At 62.5% G+C, this 16,275-nt stretch carries 14 protein-coding genes; 13 read left to right on the forward strand and 1 reads right to left on the reverse strand.

Annotation, left to right across the window (positions count from 1 at the left end; all coding sequences use genetic code 11):
• Positions 1–16 precede the first annotated feature (16 nt).
• The gene (gene truB / locus ACVZUB_RS12880; RefSeq protein ID WP_020907442.1) at positions 17–937 is read left to right on the forward strand and encodes a tRNA pseudouridine(55) synthase TruB; all 921 of its coding nucleotides are present in this window, start codon (positions 17–19) and stop codon (positions 935–937) included.
• Positions 934–1,419 carry a GNAT family N-acetyltransferase gene (locus ACVZUB_RS12885; RefSeq protein WP_482628457.1) on the forward strand — a complete coding sequence of 162 codons (486 nt, stop codon included), beginning with the start codon at positions 934–936 and terminating at the stop codon, positions 1,417–1,419. Before truB ends, ACVZUB_RS12885 begins: the two co-directional genes overlap by 4 nt.
• On the opposite strand, the gene ACVZUB_RS12890 is transcribed toward ACVZUB_RS12885, so the two are convergent.
• Positions 1,416–2,162, reverse strand: a complete 747-nt coding sequence (locus tag ACVZUB_RS12890) for a metal-dependent transcriptional regulator (RefSeq protein WP_003942116.1) — start codon at positions 2,160–2,162, stop codon at positions 1,416–1,418. The genes ACVZUB_RS12885 and ACVZUB_RS12890 overlap by 4 nt on opposite strands.
• A 117-nt stretch (positions 2,163–2,279) precedes the next feature.
• Here ACVZUB_RS12890 and ACVZUB_RS12895 point away from each other — a divergent pair, with 117 nt between their 5' ends.
• From ACVZUB_RS12895 to ACVZUB_RS12945, 11 genes are all read left to right on the forward strand, one after another.
• Positions 2,280–3,260 carry a bifunctional riboflavin kinase/FAD synthetase gene (locus ACVZUB_RS12895; protein WP_003942148.1) on the forward strand — a complete coding sequence of 327 codons (981 nt, stop codon included), beginning with the start codon at positions 2,280–2,282 and terminating at the stop codon, positions 3,258–3,260.
• A gap of 158 nt (positions 3,261–3,418) precedes the next feature.
• Positions 3,419–3,688: a 30S ribosomal protein S15 gene (gene rpsO, locus ACVZUB_RS12900; protein WP_007735061.1), complete on the forward strand. Its 270-nt coding sequence runs from the start codon at positions 3,419–3,421 to the stop codon at positions 3,686–3,688.
• Between the two features lie 452 nt (positions 3,689–4,140).
• Positions 4,141–6,411 (forward strand): polyribonucleotide nucleotidyltransferase, encoded by a 2,271-nt coding sequence (locus tag ACVZUB_RS12905; RefSeq protein WP_482628458.1) that lies wholly within the window; start codon positions 4,141–4,143, stop codon positions 6,409–6,411.
• Positions 6,412–6,538: 127 nt separating this feature from the next.
• Positions 6,539–7,897: a M16 family metallopeptidase gene (locus tag ACVZUB_RS12910; RefSeq protein WP_003942169.1), complete on the forward strand. Its 1,359-nt coding sequence runs from the start codon at positions 6,539–6,541 to the stop codon at positions 7,895–7,897.
• A 28-nt stretch (positions 7,898–7,925) separates the two neighbouring features.
• Entirely contained in the window at positions 7,926–9,038 is a 1,113-nt protein-coding gene (locus ACVZUB_RS12915; RefSeq protein ID WP_007735068.1) for an alcohol dehydrogenase catalytic domain-containing protein, read from the forward strand.
• Between the two features lie 181 nt (positions 9,039–9,219).
• Positions 9,220–10,914 carry a cutinase family protein gene (locus ACVZUB_RS12920; RefSeq protein ID WP_482628459.1) on the forward strand — a complete coding sequence of 565 codons (1,695 nt, stop codon included), beginning with the start codon at positions 9,220–9,222 and terminating at the stop codon, positions 10,912–10,914.
• Between the two features lie 160 nt (positions 10,915–11,074).
• The gene (hypA, locus tag ACVZUB_RS12925; protein ID WP_073512368.1) at positions 11,075–11,404 is read left to right on the forward strand and encodes a hydrogenase maturation nickel metallochaperone HypA; all 330 of its coding nucleotides are present in this window, start codon (positions 11,075–11,077) and stop codon (positions 11,402–11,404) included.
• Positions 11,405–11,406: 2 nt separating this feature from the next.
• Entirely contained in the window at positions 11,407–12,213 is an 807-nt protein-coding gene (gene hypB / locus ACVZUB_RS12930; protein WP_042450725.1) for a hydrogenase nickel incorporation protein HypB, read from the forward strand.
• Between the two features lie 181 nt (positions 12,214–12,394).
• Positions 12,395–13,510 (forward strand): NADH-quinone oxidoreductase subunit B family protein, encoded by a 1,116-nt coding sequence (locus ACVZUB_RS12935; RefSeq protein WP_042922651.1) that lies wholly within the window; start codon positions 12,395–12,397, stop codon positions 13,508–13,510.
• Positions 13,511–13,564: 54 nt separating this feature from the next.
• A complete protein-coding gene (locus ACVZUB_RS12940; protein WP_058038665.1) occupies positions 13,565–15,358 on the forward strand; it encodes a nickel-dependent hydrogenase large subunit in 1,794 nt (597 codons plus the stop codon).
• A 3-nt stretch (positions 15,359–15,361) separates the two neighbouring features.
• Positions 15,362–16,264, forward strand: coding sequence for a NifU family protein (locus ACVZUB_RS12945; RefSeq protein ID WP_003942277.1), 903 nt, complete (start codon positions 15,362–15,364; stop codon positions 16,262–16,264).
• Positions 16,265–16,275 lie beyond the last annotated feature (11 nt).

The following is a 16,275-nucleotide window of genomic DNA, read 5'->3' on the forward strand; positions in this document are numbered from 1 at the left end:
GGCAGAATCGGCACACGTGTCAGCTCGTGAAAAGCCTTCCTCCGGTCTTGTCGGCGCCGGAATTCTGATTGTCGACAAAGAGGCGGGTATCACCAGCCACGACGTGGTCGCTCGGTGCCGCAAGTTGTTGAACACCCGGAAGGTGGGACACGCCGGGACGCTGGATCCCATGGCGACCGGTGTTCTCGTTCTCGGCGTCGAGCGTGCGACCAAGTTGCTCGGACTCCTGGCGCTGACAACCAAGGCGTACTCGGCGACCATTCGCCTCGGGGCAGCGACGGACACGGACGATGCCGAGGGGGAGGTCCTGACCTCCGCAGACGCTTCGCAGGTGACGGACGCGGAGATCGCGGCGATCGTGGCCACGCTGACCGGGGACATCAAGCAGATCCCGGCAAGCGTGAGCGCTATCAAGGTGGACGGTCAGCGCGCACATGCTCTGGTGCGTGCGGGAGAAACCGTCGAGCTGGCGCCGCGTCCGGTAACGGTGTCGACTTTCGAGGTTCTGGCTCGGCGAGATGTCCCGGGTGGCTTCGTCGATCTGGACGTCGACGTGGAGTGCTCGTCCGGTACGTACATCCGCTCGCTTGCCCGCGACCTCGGTCGTGAATTGGGCGTCGGCGGTCATTTGACGGCATTGCGCCGCACCCGCGTCGGGCCGTTCACTCTCGAACATGCGCGCACGCTCGAAGATCTCGCGGATCAGCCGGGTGTGAGCCTCGACATCGATCAGGCCGCGCAGACGGCTTTTCCGCATCGGCAGATCACGGCGGAGGAAGCCGAGGCGATCAGCCAGGGGCGCTGGCTCGAGCCGATCGGGATGAAGGGGATCTGTGCGGCGATCGATCCCACCGGTCACACGATTGCGCTTCTGCAGGAGAAGGGTCGACGCGCCAGTTCGGTGATGGTCGTGCGACCGGCGACGCTTCGCGGGTGATCGTCCGCGAGCGTGTCGACGGCGACCTCGACGGTTGCGTCGATGCGCTGGCACAGGTCCACGAGTGCGACGGATATCCGAACACGTGGCCGCAGAACCCGCACCGCTGGCTCAGTTCGCCCACGGTGGTGAAGGCGTGGGTCGGTGAGAGCGACGGTCGTGTTGTCGGTCATGTGGCCGTCGACAGCGAGGTCGCAGGTGCGCCCACAACCGCGGGATCGATAGCCGTGTCGCGATTGTTCGTTCATCCTGGCTCACGTGGAAACGGCCTCAGCGATGCGCTACTCGATGCCGTGACGGATTTCGCAGCCGAGAGTCGGTTGGAACTGGTGCTCGACGTCGTCGACGACGCTCTGCCGGCGATCGCACTGTACGAGCGTCGAGGGTGGGTGTACGTCGACGAGAGGCTCGCTGGACCCGGACCGACGGCGTCCGGCCCGTGGAACGCCGATACCGACTGCCGCTTTGACTACCTCGGCTAGACGAGCCAAATTGCTTGAGCGACTGGACTTCCCAAGTCGATGGTGTTGGGGCTGTCGCCGAGTCGAACGGACACTGTCCCGGCGAAATCGCGGCGTTCCTCGACGGTGATCTCGACATCGAGACTGACGCCGACGGAATCGAAGTACCGGAGCATTTCGGGATCGGAATCGGAGATCCGGGCAACGCGGCCCCGCTCACCGTTGGCGAAGTCGCTGAGCTGGCGGGCCGGGGGAGTCGGCACCGAACCGTCGGTGGCGGGAATGGGATCACCGTGCGGGTCACGTTCGGGGAAGCCCAGTTTGGCGTCCATCCGCGAGATCATCAGATCGGAAACGGCGTGTTCGAGGACTTCGGCCTCGTCGTGGACTTCGTCCCAGCCGTACCCGAGTTCCTGAACCAGATAGGTCTCGATCAACCGGTGGCGCCGGACCATGGAGACGGCGGCCGCGCGGCCACTGTCGGTCAGGGCGATGGATCCGTAGCGGGCGTGATCGACCAGGCCCTGGTCCGAGAGTTTGCGGATCGCCTCGGACACCGTCGAGGCCGAGACGCTCATTTTCTCGGAGAGGAGCTTGGTGGAAACCCGCTCGTGGGACCACTCCTGGATCGTCCAGATGACCTTGAGGTAGTCCTGGGCCACCGACGAGAGTGCGAGCGTGTCGATTGCCGCGTCCTGCGCCGAAGTGCTGTCGCCATCCGACGTCGATGATGCTTCCGAGGTTCCGGTCTTGTGAGCTGCCACAACGCTTAGCTTAGGCTACGAAATCCGGAACTTCCGTACGTGAGCGGCAGCACAGCGGTGATTCGCTGGGCGGGTCCGAACGTGACCCGCCGCCGGTGGACCCGTAGGCTGCCAATCGTGCTGAGATGGCGTGGTCTCGACGAAGTTCCGGCCGATTGGGGTCGTTGTGTGCTCACTATCGGTGTGTTCGACGGTGTGCATCGTGGGCATGCCCAATTGATAGCGAGAGCGGTTACTGCTGCCCGCAAACGTGGTGTTCCGAGCGTGTTGATGACGTTCGACCCGCATCCCATGGAGGTTGTGCGGCCGGGTAGTCATCCAGCCCAGTTGACGACGCTGCAACGGCGTGCGGAATTGGCTCAGGATCTGGGCATCGACGTGTTCTGCGTGATGCCGTTCACCGCTGATTTCATGAAGCTGACGCCGGAGCGCTACGTCCACGAGATTCTCGTCGAACGTCTACATGTCGCCGAGGTCGTGGTGGGGGACAACTTCACCTTCGGCAAGAAGGCGCTCGGCAATGTCGATCTTCTTCGTGAAATGGGCGCTCGCTTCGGCTTTGCCGTCGACGGCGTCCAGCTGCTCGCCGAGCATGCGGTGACGTTCTCGTCGACCTACATCCGCTCGTGCGTCGACGCAGGCGACATGGAAGCGGCTACCGAAGCTCTGGGCCGTCCACATCGTGTCGAAGGTGTGGTCGTCCACGGTGACAAGCGTGGACGCGAGTTGGGGTTCCCGACGGCCAACGTTGCACCGCCGATGTTTTCGGCGATTCCGGCCGACGGCGTGTACGCGGCGTGGTTCACGGTGCTCGGTGCCGGCGAGGAACTCGGAACCGTCGTTCCCGGTCGCCGATACCAAGCCGCGGTGTCTGTGGGTACCAATCCGACCTTCTCCGGCCGGACCCGAACCGTCGAGGCATACGTTCTCGACACCGAAGCAGACCTGTACGGACAACACGTCGCGGTCGACCTGGTTTCGCGGATTCGCGGTATGGAGAAGTTCGACTCGATCGAGTCGCTCATCACGGCAATGAACCGAGATGTCGAACGCGCACGCCGGATTCTGAGTGAGGATGCAGAACGCAGCGTCGGTTGAGTTCCTCCTGTGTCAGTGGCGGCCGCCACATTCGCTCCAGGTGGGCGAGAGCGCCTCATTGCTGCTGGTAGGATCTTCTCTCGGTGCGTGCTGCGGTTTGCGGTGGCCGCGCCCGATCTAGTTCCTTTCACGCAAACGTCATCACAGGAGTGAATCAAGTGGCATTGACCACGGAAGAAAAGAAGGCCGTTCTCGGCGAGTACGGCTTGCACGAGACCGACACGGGATCGCCTGAAGCTCAGGTGGCAATGCTCACCAAGCGCATCACCGATCTCACCGAGCACCTCAAGACCCACAAGCATGACCACCACTCGCGTCGTGGACTGCTCTTGATGGTCGGTCGCCGTCGTCGTCTGCTGAAGTACGTGGCAAAGACCGACGTCGCTCGCTACCGCACGCTCATCGAGCGTCTCGGCCTGCGTCGCTAGATTTTTCTCACGACGCTGATCGAAAGCAACACGGCATGCTTCGGTTTGCCGAACACTCCGTCAGCCGGCGAAGCCACGCATATACTGGGCTTCGCTGGCTTTCGGCGTTAGCTGCCGCAAGGCAGTTTCCGCTGTCGGCGCTATGCACAGTTGTCTATGCGCAGTTGTTTATGCGCAGTTGTGCAGTGCGCAGCCAGCACACCGTATGCACCAGAGAACGTGGTGTCGGTTGTCGGTAGTGGTTCTCCGGACCGGGCAAGTGCCCGAAAGCTCCGGCGGACTTCGATCGACGGCCGCCCGAACGTCGTGACGTCCCGAAGCAGAAATCGCTCGCATCGCAAGGAGCGTCTGCAATTCAAGAGGGGGACGTCCCTCGGTGCGCAGTTTCCACCAGGAGGGTGGAAACGCCCGCGCGGGTACGGCGAAGACGAGAGGGAAGTGAAGAGAAAAGAATGACAGAGAATTCCGTAGTAGAGGTCGACGAAGGCGTGTTCGAATCCACCGCCGTGATCGACAACGGGTCCTTCGGTACCCGCACCATCCGTTTCGAGACCGGACGCCTTGCTCAGCAGGCCGCCGGCGCCGTCGTTGCTTACCTGGACGACGAGACCATGCTGCTGTCCGCCACGAGCGCCAGCAAGCACCCCAAGGAGCACTTCGACTTCTTCCCCCTGACGGTGGACGTCGAAGAGCGTATGTACGCAGCGGGCCGCATCCCCGGTTCGTTCTTCCGTCGTGAGGGACGTCCCTCCACCGACGCGATCCTGACTTGCCGCCTCATCGACCGGCCGCTGCGCCCGTCCTTCGTCGACGGTCTCCGTAACGAGATCCAGGTCGTCGTCACGGTCATGAGCCTCAACCCGCAGGATCTGTACGACGTCGTGGCCATCAACGCTGCTTCCGCGTCGACGCAGATCGCGGGCCTGCCGTTCTCCGGACCCGTCGGTGGCGTGCGCGTTGCACTCATCGTCTCGGACGAGAACAAGACCGGCCAGTGGGTTGCATTCCCGACGGTCGATCAGCTCGAGAACGCCGTCTTCGACATGGTCGTCGCCGGCCGCGTCGTTTCCGGTAGCGGTGACAACGCCGACGTCGCGATCATGATGGTCGAGGCCGAGGCCACCGACAACGTCATCGCGAAGATCGCCGACGGCGCTCAGGCACCGACCGAGACCATTGTCGCCGAGGGCCTCGAGGCCGCCAAGCCGTTCATCGCACGCCTGTGCGCTGCACAGGCAGCACTTGCATCCAAGGCTGCAAAGCCCACGGGTGACTACCCGGTCTTCCCGGCGTACCAGGACGACGTTTTTGCTGCCGTCGAGGCTGCTGCGTCCGAAAAGCTCAATGCCGCACTGACAATCGCCGGCAAGCAGGAACGCGACGACAAGACCGACGAGGTCAAGGTCGAGGTTCTCGAGCAGGTTGCACCCAACTTCGAAGGCCGCGAGAAGGAACTGGGAGCAGCGTTCCGCTCGCTCACCAAGAAGCTGGTTCGCCAGCGCATCCTGCGCGATCAGTTCCGCATCGACGGCCGCGGCGTCACGGACATCCGTTCGCTGTCCGCCGAGGTTGCGATCATCCCGCGCGCACACGGCTCCGCACTGTTCGAGCGTGGCGAGACCCAGATCCTGGGTGTGACCACTCTCGACATGGTGAAGATGGCTCAGCAGGTCGACTCGCTCGGTCCCGAGACCACCAAGCGCTACATGCATCATTACAACTTCCCGCCGTACTCCACCGGTGAGACGGGCCGCGTCGGTTCGCCGAAGCGTCGCGAAATCGGTCACGGTGCACTCGCCGAGCGCGCTCTCATGCCGGTTCTGCCCAGCGTCGAAGAGTTCCCTTACGCGATTCGCCAGGTCTCCGAGGCTCTGAGCTCCAACGGTTCCACCTCGATGGGCTCGGTGTGCGCGTCCACGCTCGCACTGCTCAACGCCGGTGTGCCGCTTCGCGCTCCGGTTGCCGGTATCGCCATGGGTCTGGTTTCCGACCAGGTCGACGGCGAAACCCGCTACGTCGCGCTGACCGACATCCTCGGCGCCGAAGACGCCTTCGGCGACATGGACTTCAAGGTCGCAGGTACCAAGGACTTCGTCACGGCCCTGCAGCTGGACACGAAGCTCGACGGCATCCCGTCGCAGGTCCTTGCCGGTGCACTCTCGCAGGCCAAGGACGCACGGACCACGATCCTCGAGGTCATGGCGGAAGCCATCGACACCCCGGACGAGATGAGCCCGTTCGCTCCCCGCGTGACGGCCATCAAGGTCCCCGTCGACAAGATCGGTGAGGTCATCGGCCCCAAGGGCAAGATGATCAACTCCATCACCGAGCAGACCGGTGCCAACATCTCCATCGAAGACGACGGCACCGTGTTCGTCGGCGCCACCGATGGACCGTCTGCACAGGCCGCGATCGACATGATCAACGCCATTGCCAACCCGCAGCTCCCCAAGGTCGGCGAGCGGTTCCTGGGCACGGTCGTCAAGACCACCGCCTTCGGTGCCTTCGTTTCGCTCCTGCCGGGACGCGACGGACTGGTGCACATCTCGAAGCTGGGCAGCGGTAAGCGCATTGCCAAGGTCGAAGACGTGGTCAACGTCGGATCCAAGATCCGCGTCGAGATCGCCGACATCGATGCTCGCGGCAAGATCTCGCTGATCCCGGTCGAAGAGGGCAACGACGAGGCTGCCGCTCCGGCCGCCGACGAGGCTGCTTCCGAGTAGATCTCACTTCGTACTCTGATGCGGCCCCGCGCGGATTTCCGTGCGGGGCCGCATCTGTACTGTCTGTAGACACAGAGCCTGTAGATACCTGATTGACCACTTGCACCGAGGACTGCTGAACCTTTTCATGGCAAAGACCACTCCCAACACCACGCGCAGCCGCAGCGCTGTGCTGAAATCGCCGATCGATGCGACTCCCGAATCCGGAGTACAGCGCACGGTCCTTCCCGGCGGCCTGCGCGTCGTCACCGAGTTCATTCCCGGTGTGCGTTCCGCCTCCGTCGGTGTGTGGGTCGGAGTCGGCTCGCGCGACGAGCAGCCGAGTGTGGCCGGTGCCGCGCATTTTCTCGAGCACCTGCTGTTCAAGTCGACGCCGTCACGGACGGCGTTGGACATCGCGCAGGTCATGGATGGTGTGGGCGGCGAACTCAATGCATTCACGTCGAAGGAACACACCTGTTTCTACGCGCACGTGATCGACGACGACCTTCCGATGGCGGTTGACCTTGTCGCCGACGTCGTGCTGCGAGGGCGTTGCAGAACCGCGGACGTCGATGTCGAGCGGCAAGTAGTGCTCGAAGAGATCGCGATGCGTGACGACGATCCGGAAGACTTGCTCGGCGACGCGTTCCTGACCGCGTTGTTCGGCGATCATCCTGTCGGCCGTCCGATCATCGGTAGCGTCGAATCGATCGAGTCGATGTCGCGCAATCAGTTGCATTCCTTCCATGTTCGGCGTTACACACCGCAGCGGATGGTGCTGGCCGTAGCGGGAAACGTCGACCACAAGCAGGTTGTGACGCTCGCTCGCCGTGCATTTGCCGGACATCTCGAGCGCGGGGTCAAGCCGGCGCCGCGGCGCGAAGGCACTCTGCGTTTGCGAACGATGCCTGAACTGAGCTTGACCCACCGCGACAGCGAGCAGGTCCACCTTGCGCTCGGGGTACGCGCGTTCGGCCGGCACGAGGGCCATCGCTGGGCGCTGTCGGTGCTCAACGCCGCAGTGGGCGGTGGGCTGAGTTCTCGTCTGTTCCAAGAGATTCGGGAGAAGCGCGGGCTGGCGTACTCCGTCTATTCCGGCGTCGACACCTTCGCGGACACCGGAGCGTTCTCCGTGTATGCAGGTTGCCAGCCGGAGAACCTCGGGGAGGTTGCCACGGTTATCCGCGAGGTACTCGCGAACGTGGCGACGGACGGAATCACCGATGCCGAGATCGCCCGCGCCAAGGGATCGCTGCGCGGCGGATTGGTTCTGGCACTGGAAGATTCAGGCTCACGCATGAACCGTATCGGTCGCAGCGAACTGAACTACGGTAACCATCGCAGTGTTGCGCAGACGCTCGCGACCATCGACGCAGTCACCTCCGAAGAGGTGCTCGAGGTGGCGCAGGTGCTCTTGACGAGGCCGTTTGCAGCCGCCGTCGTGGGTCCGTACAAGCGGGTTCGTGACCTCCCCGCGTCGGTACGCGGGATCGTGGGCAAGTAGTTCGAACTATCGAAATCGGGGTGTGCAGTTGAAGATCCGTGGTGCAGTGCTCGAAGAGATCGGCCGGAAGCGTCCCTTCGCAGAGTCGACTCCGATTTCGATTTCGGAACTCGACCTCGAATCCCCGGGCCCGGGTGAGATCCTGGTCAAGATCGAAGCTGCCGGGCTTTGTCACTCCGACCTCTCCGTGGTCGACGGCAATCGGGTACGACCCGTGCCGATGTTGTTGGGCCATGAGGCGGCAGGTCGAATCATCGAACTCGGCGACGGAGTTGATTCGTTGTCGGTGGGCACCCGCGTCGTGATGACTTTTCTTCCGCGGTGCGGTGAATGTGCGGGATGCGCCACTGACGGCCGGATGCCTTGCACGGTGGGTAGCGCTGCCAACAACGACGGCAGTTTGCTCGGTGGCGCGCATCGACTGCGGCGCTCCGGCGAGAACGTCAAACATCATCTCGGTGTTTCGGGTTTCGCGACGCATGCTGTGGTCAACGCCAAGTCGGTTGTTCCCGTCGACGACGACATCCCGGCCGAAATTGCAGCCGTACTCGGTTGTGCGGTGTTGACCGGTGGGGGAGCGCTCCTCAACGCGGCGAAGCCTCGCCCGGCAGACACCGTGATGGTGGTCGGCTTGGGTGGCGTCGGGATGGCCGCAATCCTGACGGCGAGGGCACTCGGGGTCGAGAACGTCATCGGTGTCGACGCACTGGAATCCAAGCTGGCTCAGGCGCTGGAACTGGGCGCGACCGAGGTCTTCACACCGTCCGGCCTGTCCGAGAGTGGCGTTCGCGCAGACATCGTCGTCGAGGCCGCGGGAAATGCTCGGGCCTTCGAGACAGCGGTGGCTGCGACGGCAGCGGGTGGCACGACCGTCACGGTCGGGTTGCCGGCGCCTGACGCGCGCTCGTCGATCTCACCTCTCGGACTGGTCGCCGAAGCGCGGACCATTATCGGCAGCTACCTGGGATCTGCGGTCCCGTCCCGCGACATCCCGATCTACGCGCAGTTGTGGCGCGACGGGAAGCTGCCGGTCGAGAAGCTCATTTCCTCGCGAATCGAATTGGCCGACATCAATTCGGGTATGGACGAACTCGCCGACGGAAAAGCAATCCGACAGGTCATTATCTTCGACGCGGAGTAGGAGCACGTCGGTGTTATGCAGCGGAAATGAGGCGTTTGCGCTCCCGATTCCCTCCCGAGTCGCCACGGAAAATCGTTACCCGTTGTAACGCTCCTCTCGTACTGGACGACTACTCGAATGACGTTGCGTGACGCCCCGGGGGTCGGTCGTACGTTTTCCAAAAGTTGATTGGGGAGAAGATATGCCGGTTCGTGGGTTCTTTTCGCGACATCGAATACTGGCGGGTGCAGTAGCGCCCGCAGCGCTCGGCGTGGCCGCACTGGTCGCGGTTGCGGTCGCTGTGGACTCTCCGGAGTCACGCACGATCGAGACACAATTGACGTCGTCGGTCACCGAGTGTCACGACATGGTCAGCATCGCGGTTGCCGGTCGACACGACACACCGGACGCTTCGACGGTGAAGATGTTGCTGGGAGCCGACGGGAAGCCGCTGCCGGCCGCCCTGTCCGGTGACTACAAGAGTGAACGCGTCGACCAGGTGATCAACCCGGCAGGCTCCGTCAACGCGAACAAGCCCGGCTCGTACGCGGCTGTGTACATCGCGTACCCGGCCGACATGGCGTCCTACGAGGATGCCGTCGCTGCCGGCGCTGCAAATACGCAGTCCGTGATGAGTGCCATCGCCAAGGAATGCCCGAAGACTCAGTTCTCGATCGTCGGGTACAGCGAAGGCGCCGATGTGGTGCGTCGCGTCGCGATGGACATCGGTACGCAGGAGAACAACGAGTTCGGGGTCGACCCGGACAAGGTTGTCGGTGTGGTCATGCTGGCGGATGCAGGCCGTGAAGCGGGCGACGGCACGTTCCTCGGTGCCACGAATCCGTTCACGAACCCGGATAACTTCAATACGAAGTACCAGAACGGCACCTCCGCGACACCTGGCGAAGGTGTACTCCCCGGCACTGCCGGAGGTTTCGGCAAGCTGAACGGCAAGGTCGCGTCCTTCTGCTCGGACGGTGACTTCACCTGCTCGGCTCCCAGCAACATCTCTCTGTTGATCTTGGCGGCAAATGTCGGTCGGCAGTTGAACATCGACCAACTCGAAGCGCAGGGTCTGAACCCGGCCACCGGTCAAGACGTCGCGGTGGTGTTCGGCCAGATCGTCTTCGAGGCGTTCGCAGACATTTCGTCCAATCCCAACTGGATGCAGAGTGACGAGACATTCCTTCAGGTGATGCTCAAGGTCTCGGATCCGGAGTACAAGCCCGGAAAAACACCCGCGCCGGCGCCGGTAGCCGAGGGCGAGACGGTGTCCACCGACAAGGTGTCTCCGCTGGCATATCTGCCGCAGAAGCTTTTCAAGGAGATTGTCGGTCTGATTGCTACCAACCAGAACACGATTCCCGTGATCTTGAGCGACCCCTACCAGCAGACACTCGCTCCAGACGTCGGACACCACTTCGATTACTGGCGAGATGCGGATGCGGCCAACGGCAAGCCGTTGACTTCAGCTGAGTACGCAGCGGCCTGGCTCACCTACCTCGCCCAGCAGGCGAAGGAAGGAAAGCCCGTCGACACAACTGCGAAGCCGACCCCGGAACAGATCAGTGCTGCTGTCGATGCCTACATGGCTGACGGCAATGCTGAGGGCGACGCCGCGGTGGCTGAAGGCACCGGAACCGGTCAGGCACCGGCCGGGACCACTGGCTCCACGGGATCTGCTGGAGCGCCCGCAACCACGTCACAGGTGCCTGCGGCAGGATCGGCGTCGGTCACATCGGGAGCGGTTGCCACTCCGACGGGTTCGGCGGCAGTGACGCCGACGTCGACAGTTCCGACCACACCGGTAGCGGGAACGGATGCAACGACGGCGCCCCCGACTACGACAGTGACGTCGACGACCACGACGACGAAGGTGCCGGTTCCGAACCCGTAATCCTTCTCGCCGGCGTTCGTCACACGAATAACGCTGTCACAGGCTGCGATCCGCAATTAGTTGCGGATCGCAGCCTGTTTTCGTGTACGGGTTACGCACAGCGACCGTTGGTGCTTATCGTGGAAGGGAGGTTTCCGGATCACGAATCGTGGGTTTCACCGTGCACGAGCTGTCCATTGCGCAGAGTGTGGTCGAAGCCGTGTGTGAGCGTGCCGGCGAGCGACGAGTATCGAGCGTGCGGCTTGAAGTAGGGCAACTCTGCGCGGTGGTTCCACACTCTCTGCTGTTCTGCTTCGACGTCGTCACCGCGGGTACTCACGCCGAAGGTGCCAGCTTGCACATCGATGAGATTGCAACCAGCGCGCGATGCAAAAGCTGCGGCGTGATGTTCTCGCCGCCCGACATGTTCTTGCTGTGTGAATGCGGCAGTGCTGATGTCGAGGTGCTTGCCGGCCGAGAGTTACGGATCCTGTCGATGGAAGTGAGCTGAGCATGTGCGCGACGTGTGGGTGCGGGGACACCACAGGACCTCGGGTGTCGGTAGTCGCAGATGGAGAACACGAGCAGGAACACGACGGTCACGGTCACGGGCACGGTCACGAGCATGACCATGAGCACGGCCACCCCGACCACACCGTGATTCTCGAGCAACAGGTGCTCGCCAAGAACGACGGCATTGCGGTTCACAATCGTCAGTGGATGCGGAGCCGCCGAATCACGGCGCTCAACATCATGAGTTCCCCCGGCGCGGGGAAGACGACATTGCTGGCGCGAACCATCCGGGAGCTCGGATGTCAGCGACCGATAGCCGTGATCGAAGGTGACCAGGAAACCCGGCTCGACGCCGAGCGGATCCGAGAGACCGGCGCGTCGGTGGTGCAGGTGAATACCGGGGCCGGATGTCACCTCGATGCCGCGATGATCGACCGCGCACTGCGCGCCTTGGATCCCGCTGAAGAATCGCTGCTTCTGATCGAAAACGTCGGAAACCTGGTGTGCCCCGCGCTCTTCGACCTCGGCGAGGAAGGCAAGGTTGTCCTAATTTCGACGCCGGAGGGGGCAGACAAGCCGAAAAAGTACCCACACATCTTCGCTGTCGCGGACCTCGTGGTGATCAACAAGATCGACTTGCTCCCATACGTCGAGTTCGACGTCGATGCCTGCGTCGAGCAGGCGAGAATACTCAATCCTGCTGTGCGCGTTGTTGTTTTGTCTGCCACGACAGGTGAGGGCATGGACGAGTGGTACGAGTGGATCGGTAGTCGTTCGGCGATTTCTCCGGTGGCCGTTGACAACTGATCTGCTCGGGTAGTTAATGAAATGAGTGGGTGCCACGCAAGTGGGCCGAGGTTCGACTCCGGTGGCGTCAGCGTTTCGGTGCCGCGGCAATTCGAGGCCACAGAGTCTTGAGGCCATAGCGTGTCAGGCCAGTCGCGGCGCTGAGAGTCAAGGCGCAAGTGCACCCGTGAAAGCGGCTGACATGGACACACAAAAATCGACTGCTGGCACCACGGCGGAACCTGCCTCCGAAAGCGCAGCTACCCCCGCAAGCGCAGCGGCCAAAGCGGAAGAAACTCTGATCCACGTGCTGTGGATCAATGCCGGTCTCAGTTGCGACGGAGATTCGGTGGCGCTCACTGCAGCCACGCAACCCAGTATCGAGGAGATCGCGCTCGGCGCCTTGCCCGGCCTGCCGCAGGTAGCGGTTCATTGGCCGCTCATCGACTTCGAATGCGGACCGCAGGGTGGCGCTGACGATTTCCTGGAGTGGTTTTGGAAAGCCGACCGCGGAGAATTGGAACCCTTTGTTCTTGTTGTCGAAGGATCGATACCGAACGAGAAACTTCACGACGAGGGGTATTGGTGCGGCTTCGGGAACAATCGCGAAACCGGCCAACCGGTCACCACGAGCGAATGGCTCGACAAGCTGGCACCGAAAGCCACTGCGGTAGTTGCGGTCGGTACGTGCGCGACCTACGGCGGCATACATGCGATGGCCGGCAATCCGACCGGTGCGATGGGCGTGCCGGACTATCTCGGGTGGACCTGGAAATCGAAGGCGGGCATCCCGATCGTCTGCGTTCCCGGGTGTCCCATTCAGCCGGACAACCTCTCCGAGACCCTGACTTATCTTCTGTACATGGCCACTGACCAGGCGCCGATGATTCCCTTGGACGAATCCCTGCGCCCGCAGTGGCTTTTCGGTGCCACCGTACACGAGGGCTGTGACCGTGGTGGGTACTACGAGCAGGGTGAGTTCGCGACGGAGTACGGGTCACCGAAGTGCATCGTCAAACTCGGATGTTGGGGACCGGTCGTGAAATGCAATGTCCCCAAACGTGGTTGGATCAACGGAGTCGGCGGGTGTCCCAACGTCGGCGGGATCTGCATCGGGTGCACGATGCCGGGGTTCCCCGACAAGTTCATGCCGTTCATGGATGAACCACCTGGCGGCAAACTCTCCACCAATGCGGTGGGAATGTACGGGTCCGTGATTCACAGTCTGCGCCGGATCACCGGAAACACGTTGGACAAGGAACCGCACTGGCGCGAGCGCGGGTCGAAATTACTCACTGGTGCGACGCGTACGTGGTGACCGACCGGATACATTCAAATCAGTTCGTGAGCAACGTCTCTGGGAGGCACTGCAATGACGGCCATCGTTCCCGAACCCACCTCGACTGCAGACCGCGACGGTCTTGTCGAGATGGCGTGGGACCCCATCACCCGAATCGTCGGCAGTCTGGGTATCTACACCAAGATCGACTTCGCCAATCGCGAAGTGGTGGAGTGTCACAGCACGTCGTCGATCTTTCGCGGGTATTCCCTGTTCATGAAGGGGAAGGACCCGCGCGACGCGCATTTCATCACCAGTCGTATCTGCGGCATCTGCGGTGACAATCACGCCACATGCTCGTGCTACGCACAGAACATGGCGTACGGCGTCAAGCCGCCGCATCTGGGCGAGTGGATCGTCAATCTCGGCGAGGCCGCCGAGTACATGTTCGACCACAACATCTTTCAAGAGAATCTTGTCGCCGTCGACTACTGCGAGAAGATGGTCTCCGAGACGAATCCCGGTGTGCTGGCGCAGGCAGAGAACACGCGCTGCCCGCACGAGGAGCAGCACGGGTATCGCACGATCGCGGACATCATGCGGACTCTCAATCCGTTCACGGGTGAGTTCTATCGCGAAGCGTTGCAAGTCTCGCGTTCGACTCGCGAAATGTTCTGCTTGATGGAGGGCAGGCACGTTCACCCGTCGACGCTCTATCCCGGCGGCGTCGGCACCGTCGCGACGATCGAACTGATGACGGACTACATGTCGCGGCTGATGCGGTACGTCGAATTCATGAAGAAGGTCGTGCCGATGCACGACGACCTGTTCGACTTCTTCTACCAGGCGATGCCTGGTTACGAAAAGGTTGGCCTGCGGCGGACCCTGCTGGGTTGTTGGGGATCGTTCCAAGACCCCGAGTACTGCAATTTCTCCTACAAGGACATGACCGACTGGGGCCGGAAGATGTTTGTCACTCCCGGTGTGGTTGTCGACGGAAAGTTGGTCACCACGGATCTGGTGGACATCAACCTCGGTATCCGAATCATGCTGGGCTCCTCGTATTACGAGGACTGGAGTGATCAGGAGATGTTCGTCAAAACCGATCCGCTGGGTAACCCGGTCGATCGCAGGCACCCGTGGAATCAGCACACCAACCCTCACCCGCAGAAGCGGAACCTCGAGGACAAGTACAGCTGGGTCATGTCACCGCGATGGTTCGACGGAAAAGACAACCTTGCTCTGGATACGGGCGGGGGAGCATTGGCTCGCCTGTGGAGCACCGCTCTGGCCGGCCTGGTCGACATCGGATACCTGGAGTCGACCGGACACAGTGTGAAGATCAATCTTCCGAAAACAGCACTGAAGGCTCCTGTCTCGCTCGAGTGGAAGATTCCCGAACATGGCAGCAATACCCTCGAAAGAAACCGCGCGCGAACGTATTTCCAGGCATACGCAGCCGCGGCTGCCCTTCATTTCGCCGAGAAGGCGCTTGTCGAGATCCGGGCCGGCCGGACCAAGACGTGGGAGTCGTTCGAGGTCCCGGACGAGGGTATCGGTTGCGGATTCACCGAAGCCGTCCGCGGAGTTCTCTCACACCACATGGTGATTCGTGACGGAAAAATCGCGAACTATCACCCGTACCCACCGACACCGTGGAATGCGAGCCCGCGCGACAGCTACGGAACCCCCGGCCCGTACGAGGATGCCGTGCAGGGTCAGCCGATCTTCGAGGAGAACGATCGAGACCACTTCAAGGGCATCGACATCATGCGGACCGTGCGTAGTTTCGATCCCTGCCTGCCGTGTGGTGTTCACATGTATCTCGGCGGTGGCAAGACCCTGGAGAAGTTGCACTCTCCGACGCAGTCCGTGACCGGGGAGTGATCGATGGAGCAATCGGCCGACTACTGGCGCGGAGCAGGTGAGCGCATCGAGACGTTGTTGCAGGCCAACGCCGGCGCAGGCCCGGTGGCGAGAGATCGCGCCGAGCAACTGGTGCGTGAGGTCGTGCAGTTGTACGGCGCAGCACTCGAACGCACCGTCGCTCTGGCAGATCCGGCCACGATGGATGCGATGGTTCGCGACGATCTGGTGTCCAGCCTGCTACTGGTGCACGGACTTCACCCGCACGACGTGGAGACCCGCGTCCGCACTGCGCTCGACAGCGTGCGTCCGTACCTCGGTTCGCACGGAGGCGACGTCGAACTGATCGAGGTGGCGGACGGCGTAGTGCGACTACGGCTTCTCGGAAGCTGTAACAGTTGCCCTTCGTCCTCGGTGACCCTCGAAACCGCGGTCCAGGACGCGGTGCAGGCGGCGGCACCCGAGACCACCGGAATCGACGTCGAAACACCGGATTCGCATGAGCTGAAGTCGGGTGTGATTTCGGTCGAGTCCCTGTTCTCGCACGTTCACGCCGACGGGGGAGGTACGCACTGGGTGGAGGTCCCCGAATTCGCCGAAGTCGAGGTGGGAGAGGTCGCGGGCTTCCGCGTGTCGGGCACCGATCTGTTGGTCTGCCGCTCCGGTGACGATCTGTACGCGTATCGCGACCGTTGCCCGGTGTGTGAGCACTCGATGGCGGGGGCTGTGCTCGAACGCATGATGGGCCGTCCTGCCCGAGACGCCGCTGTCCTCACCTGTCCGACGTGCTCTGCCCACTTCAGTGTGTACGGGGCGGGAGCGCGGGTGGGCACCGGCTCCGAGCACCTGGCGCCTGTGCCGGTGCTGATTCGCGACGGAGTGCTCTCGGTCGCGCTTGCTGACGATTCTGTGATACCGGTGACCTAGCCGTGAACGCA

The sequence above is a fragment of the Rhodococcus sp. OS5 genome (genome assembly GCF_056837585.1).

Excerpts from the sequence above, each read along its gene's own strand:
- ACVZUB_RS12905 (WP_482628458.1), top strand. The coding sequence starts at position 4,141 with ATGACAGAGAATTCCGTAGTAGAGGTCGACGAAGGCGTGTTCGAATCC.
- ACVZUB_RS12910 (WP_003942169.1), top strand. The coding sequence starts at position 6,539 with ATGGCAAAGACCACTCCCAACACCACGCGCAGCCGCAGCGCTGTGCTG.
- ACVZUB_RS12920 (WP_482628459.1), top strand. The coding sequence starts at position 9,220 with ATGCCGGTTCGTGGGTTCTTTTCGCGACATCGAATACTGGCGGGTGCA.
- hypB (WP_042450725.1), top strand. The coding sequence starts at position 11,407 with ATGTGCGCGACGTGTGGGTGCGGGGACACCACAGGACCTCGGGTGTCG.
- ACVZUB_RS12935 (WP_042922651.1), top strand. The coding sequence starts at position 12,395 with ATGGACACACAAAAATCGACTGCTGGCACCACGGCGGAACCTGCCTCC.
- ACVZUB_RS12940 (WP_058038665.1), top strand. The coding sequence starts at position 13,565 with ATGACGGCCATCGTTCCCGAACCCACCTCGACTGCAGACCGCGACGGT.
- ACVZUB_RS12945 (WP_003942277.1), top strand. The coding sequence starts at position 15,362 with ATGGAGCAATCGGCCGACTACTGGCGCGGAGCAGGTGAGCGCATCGAG.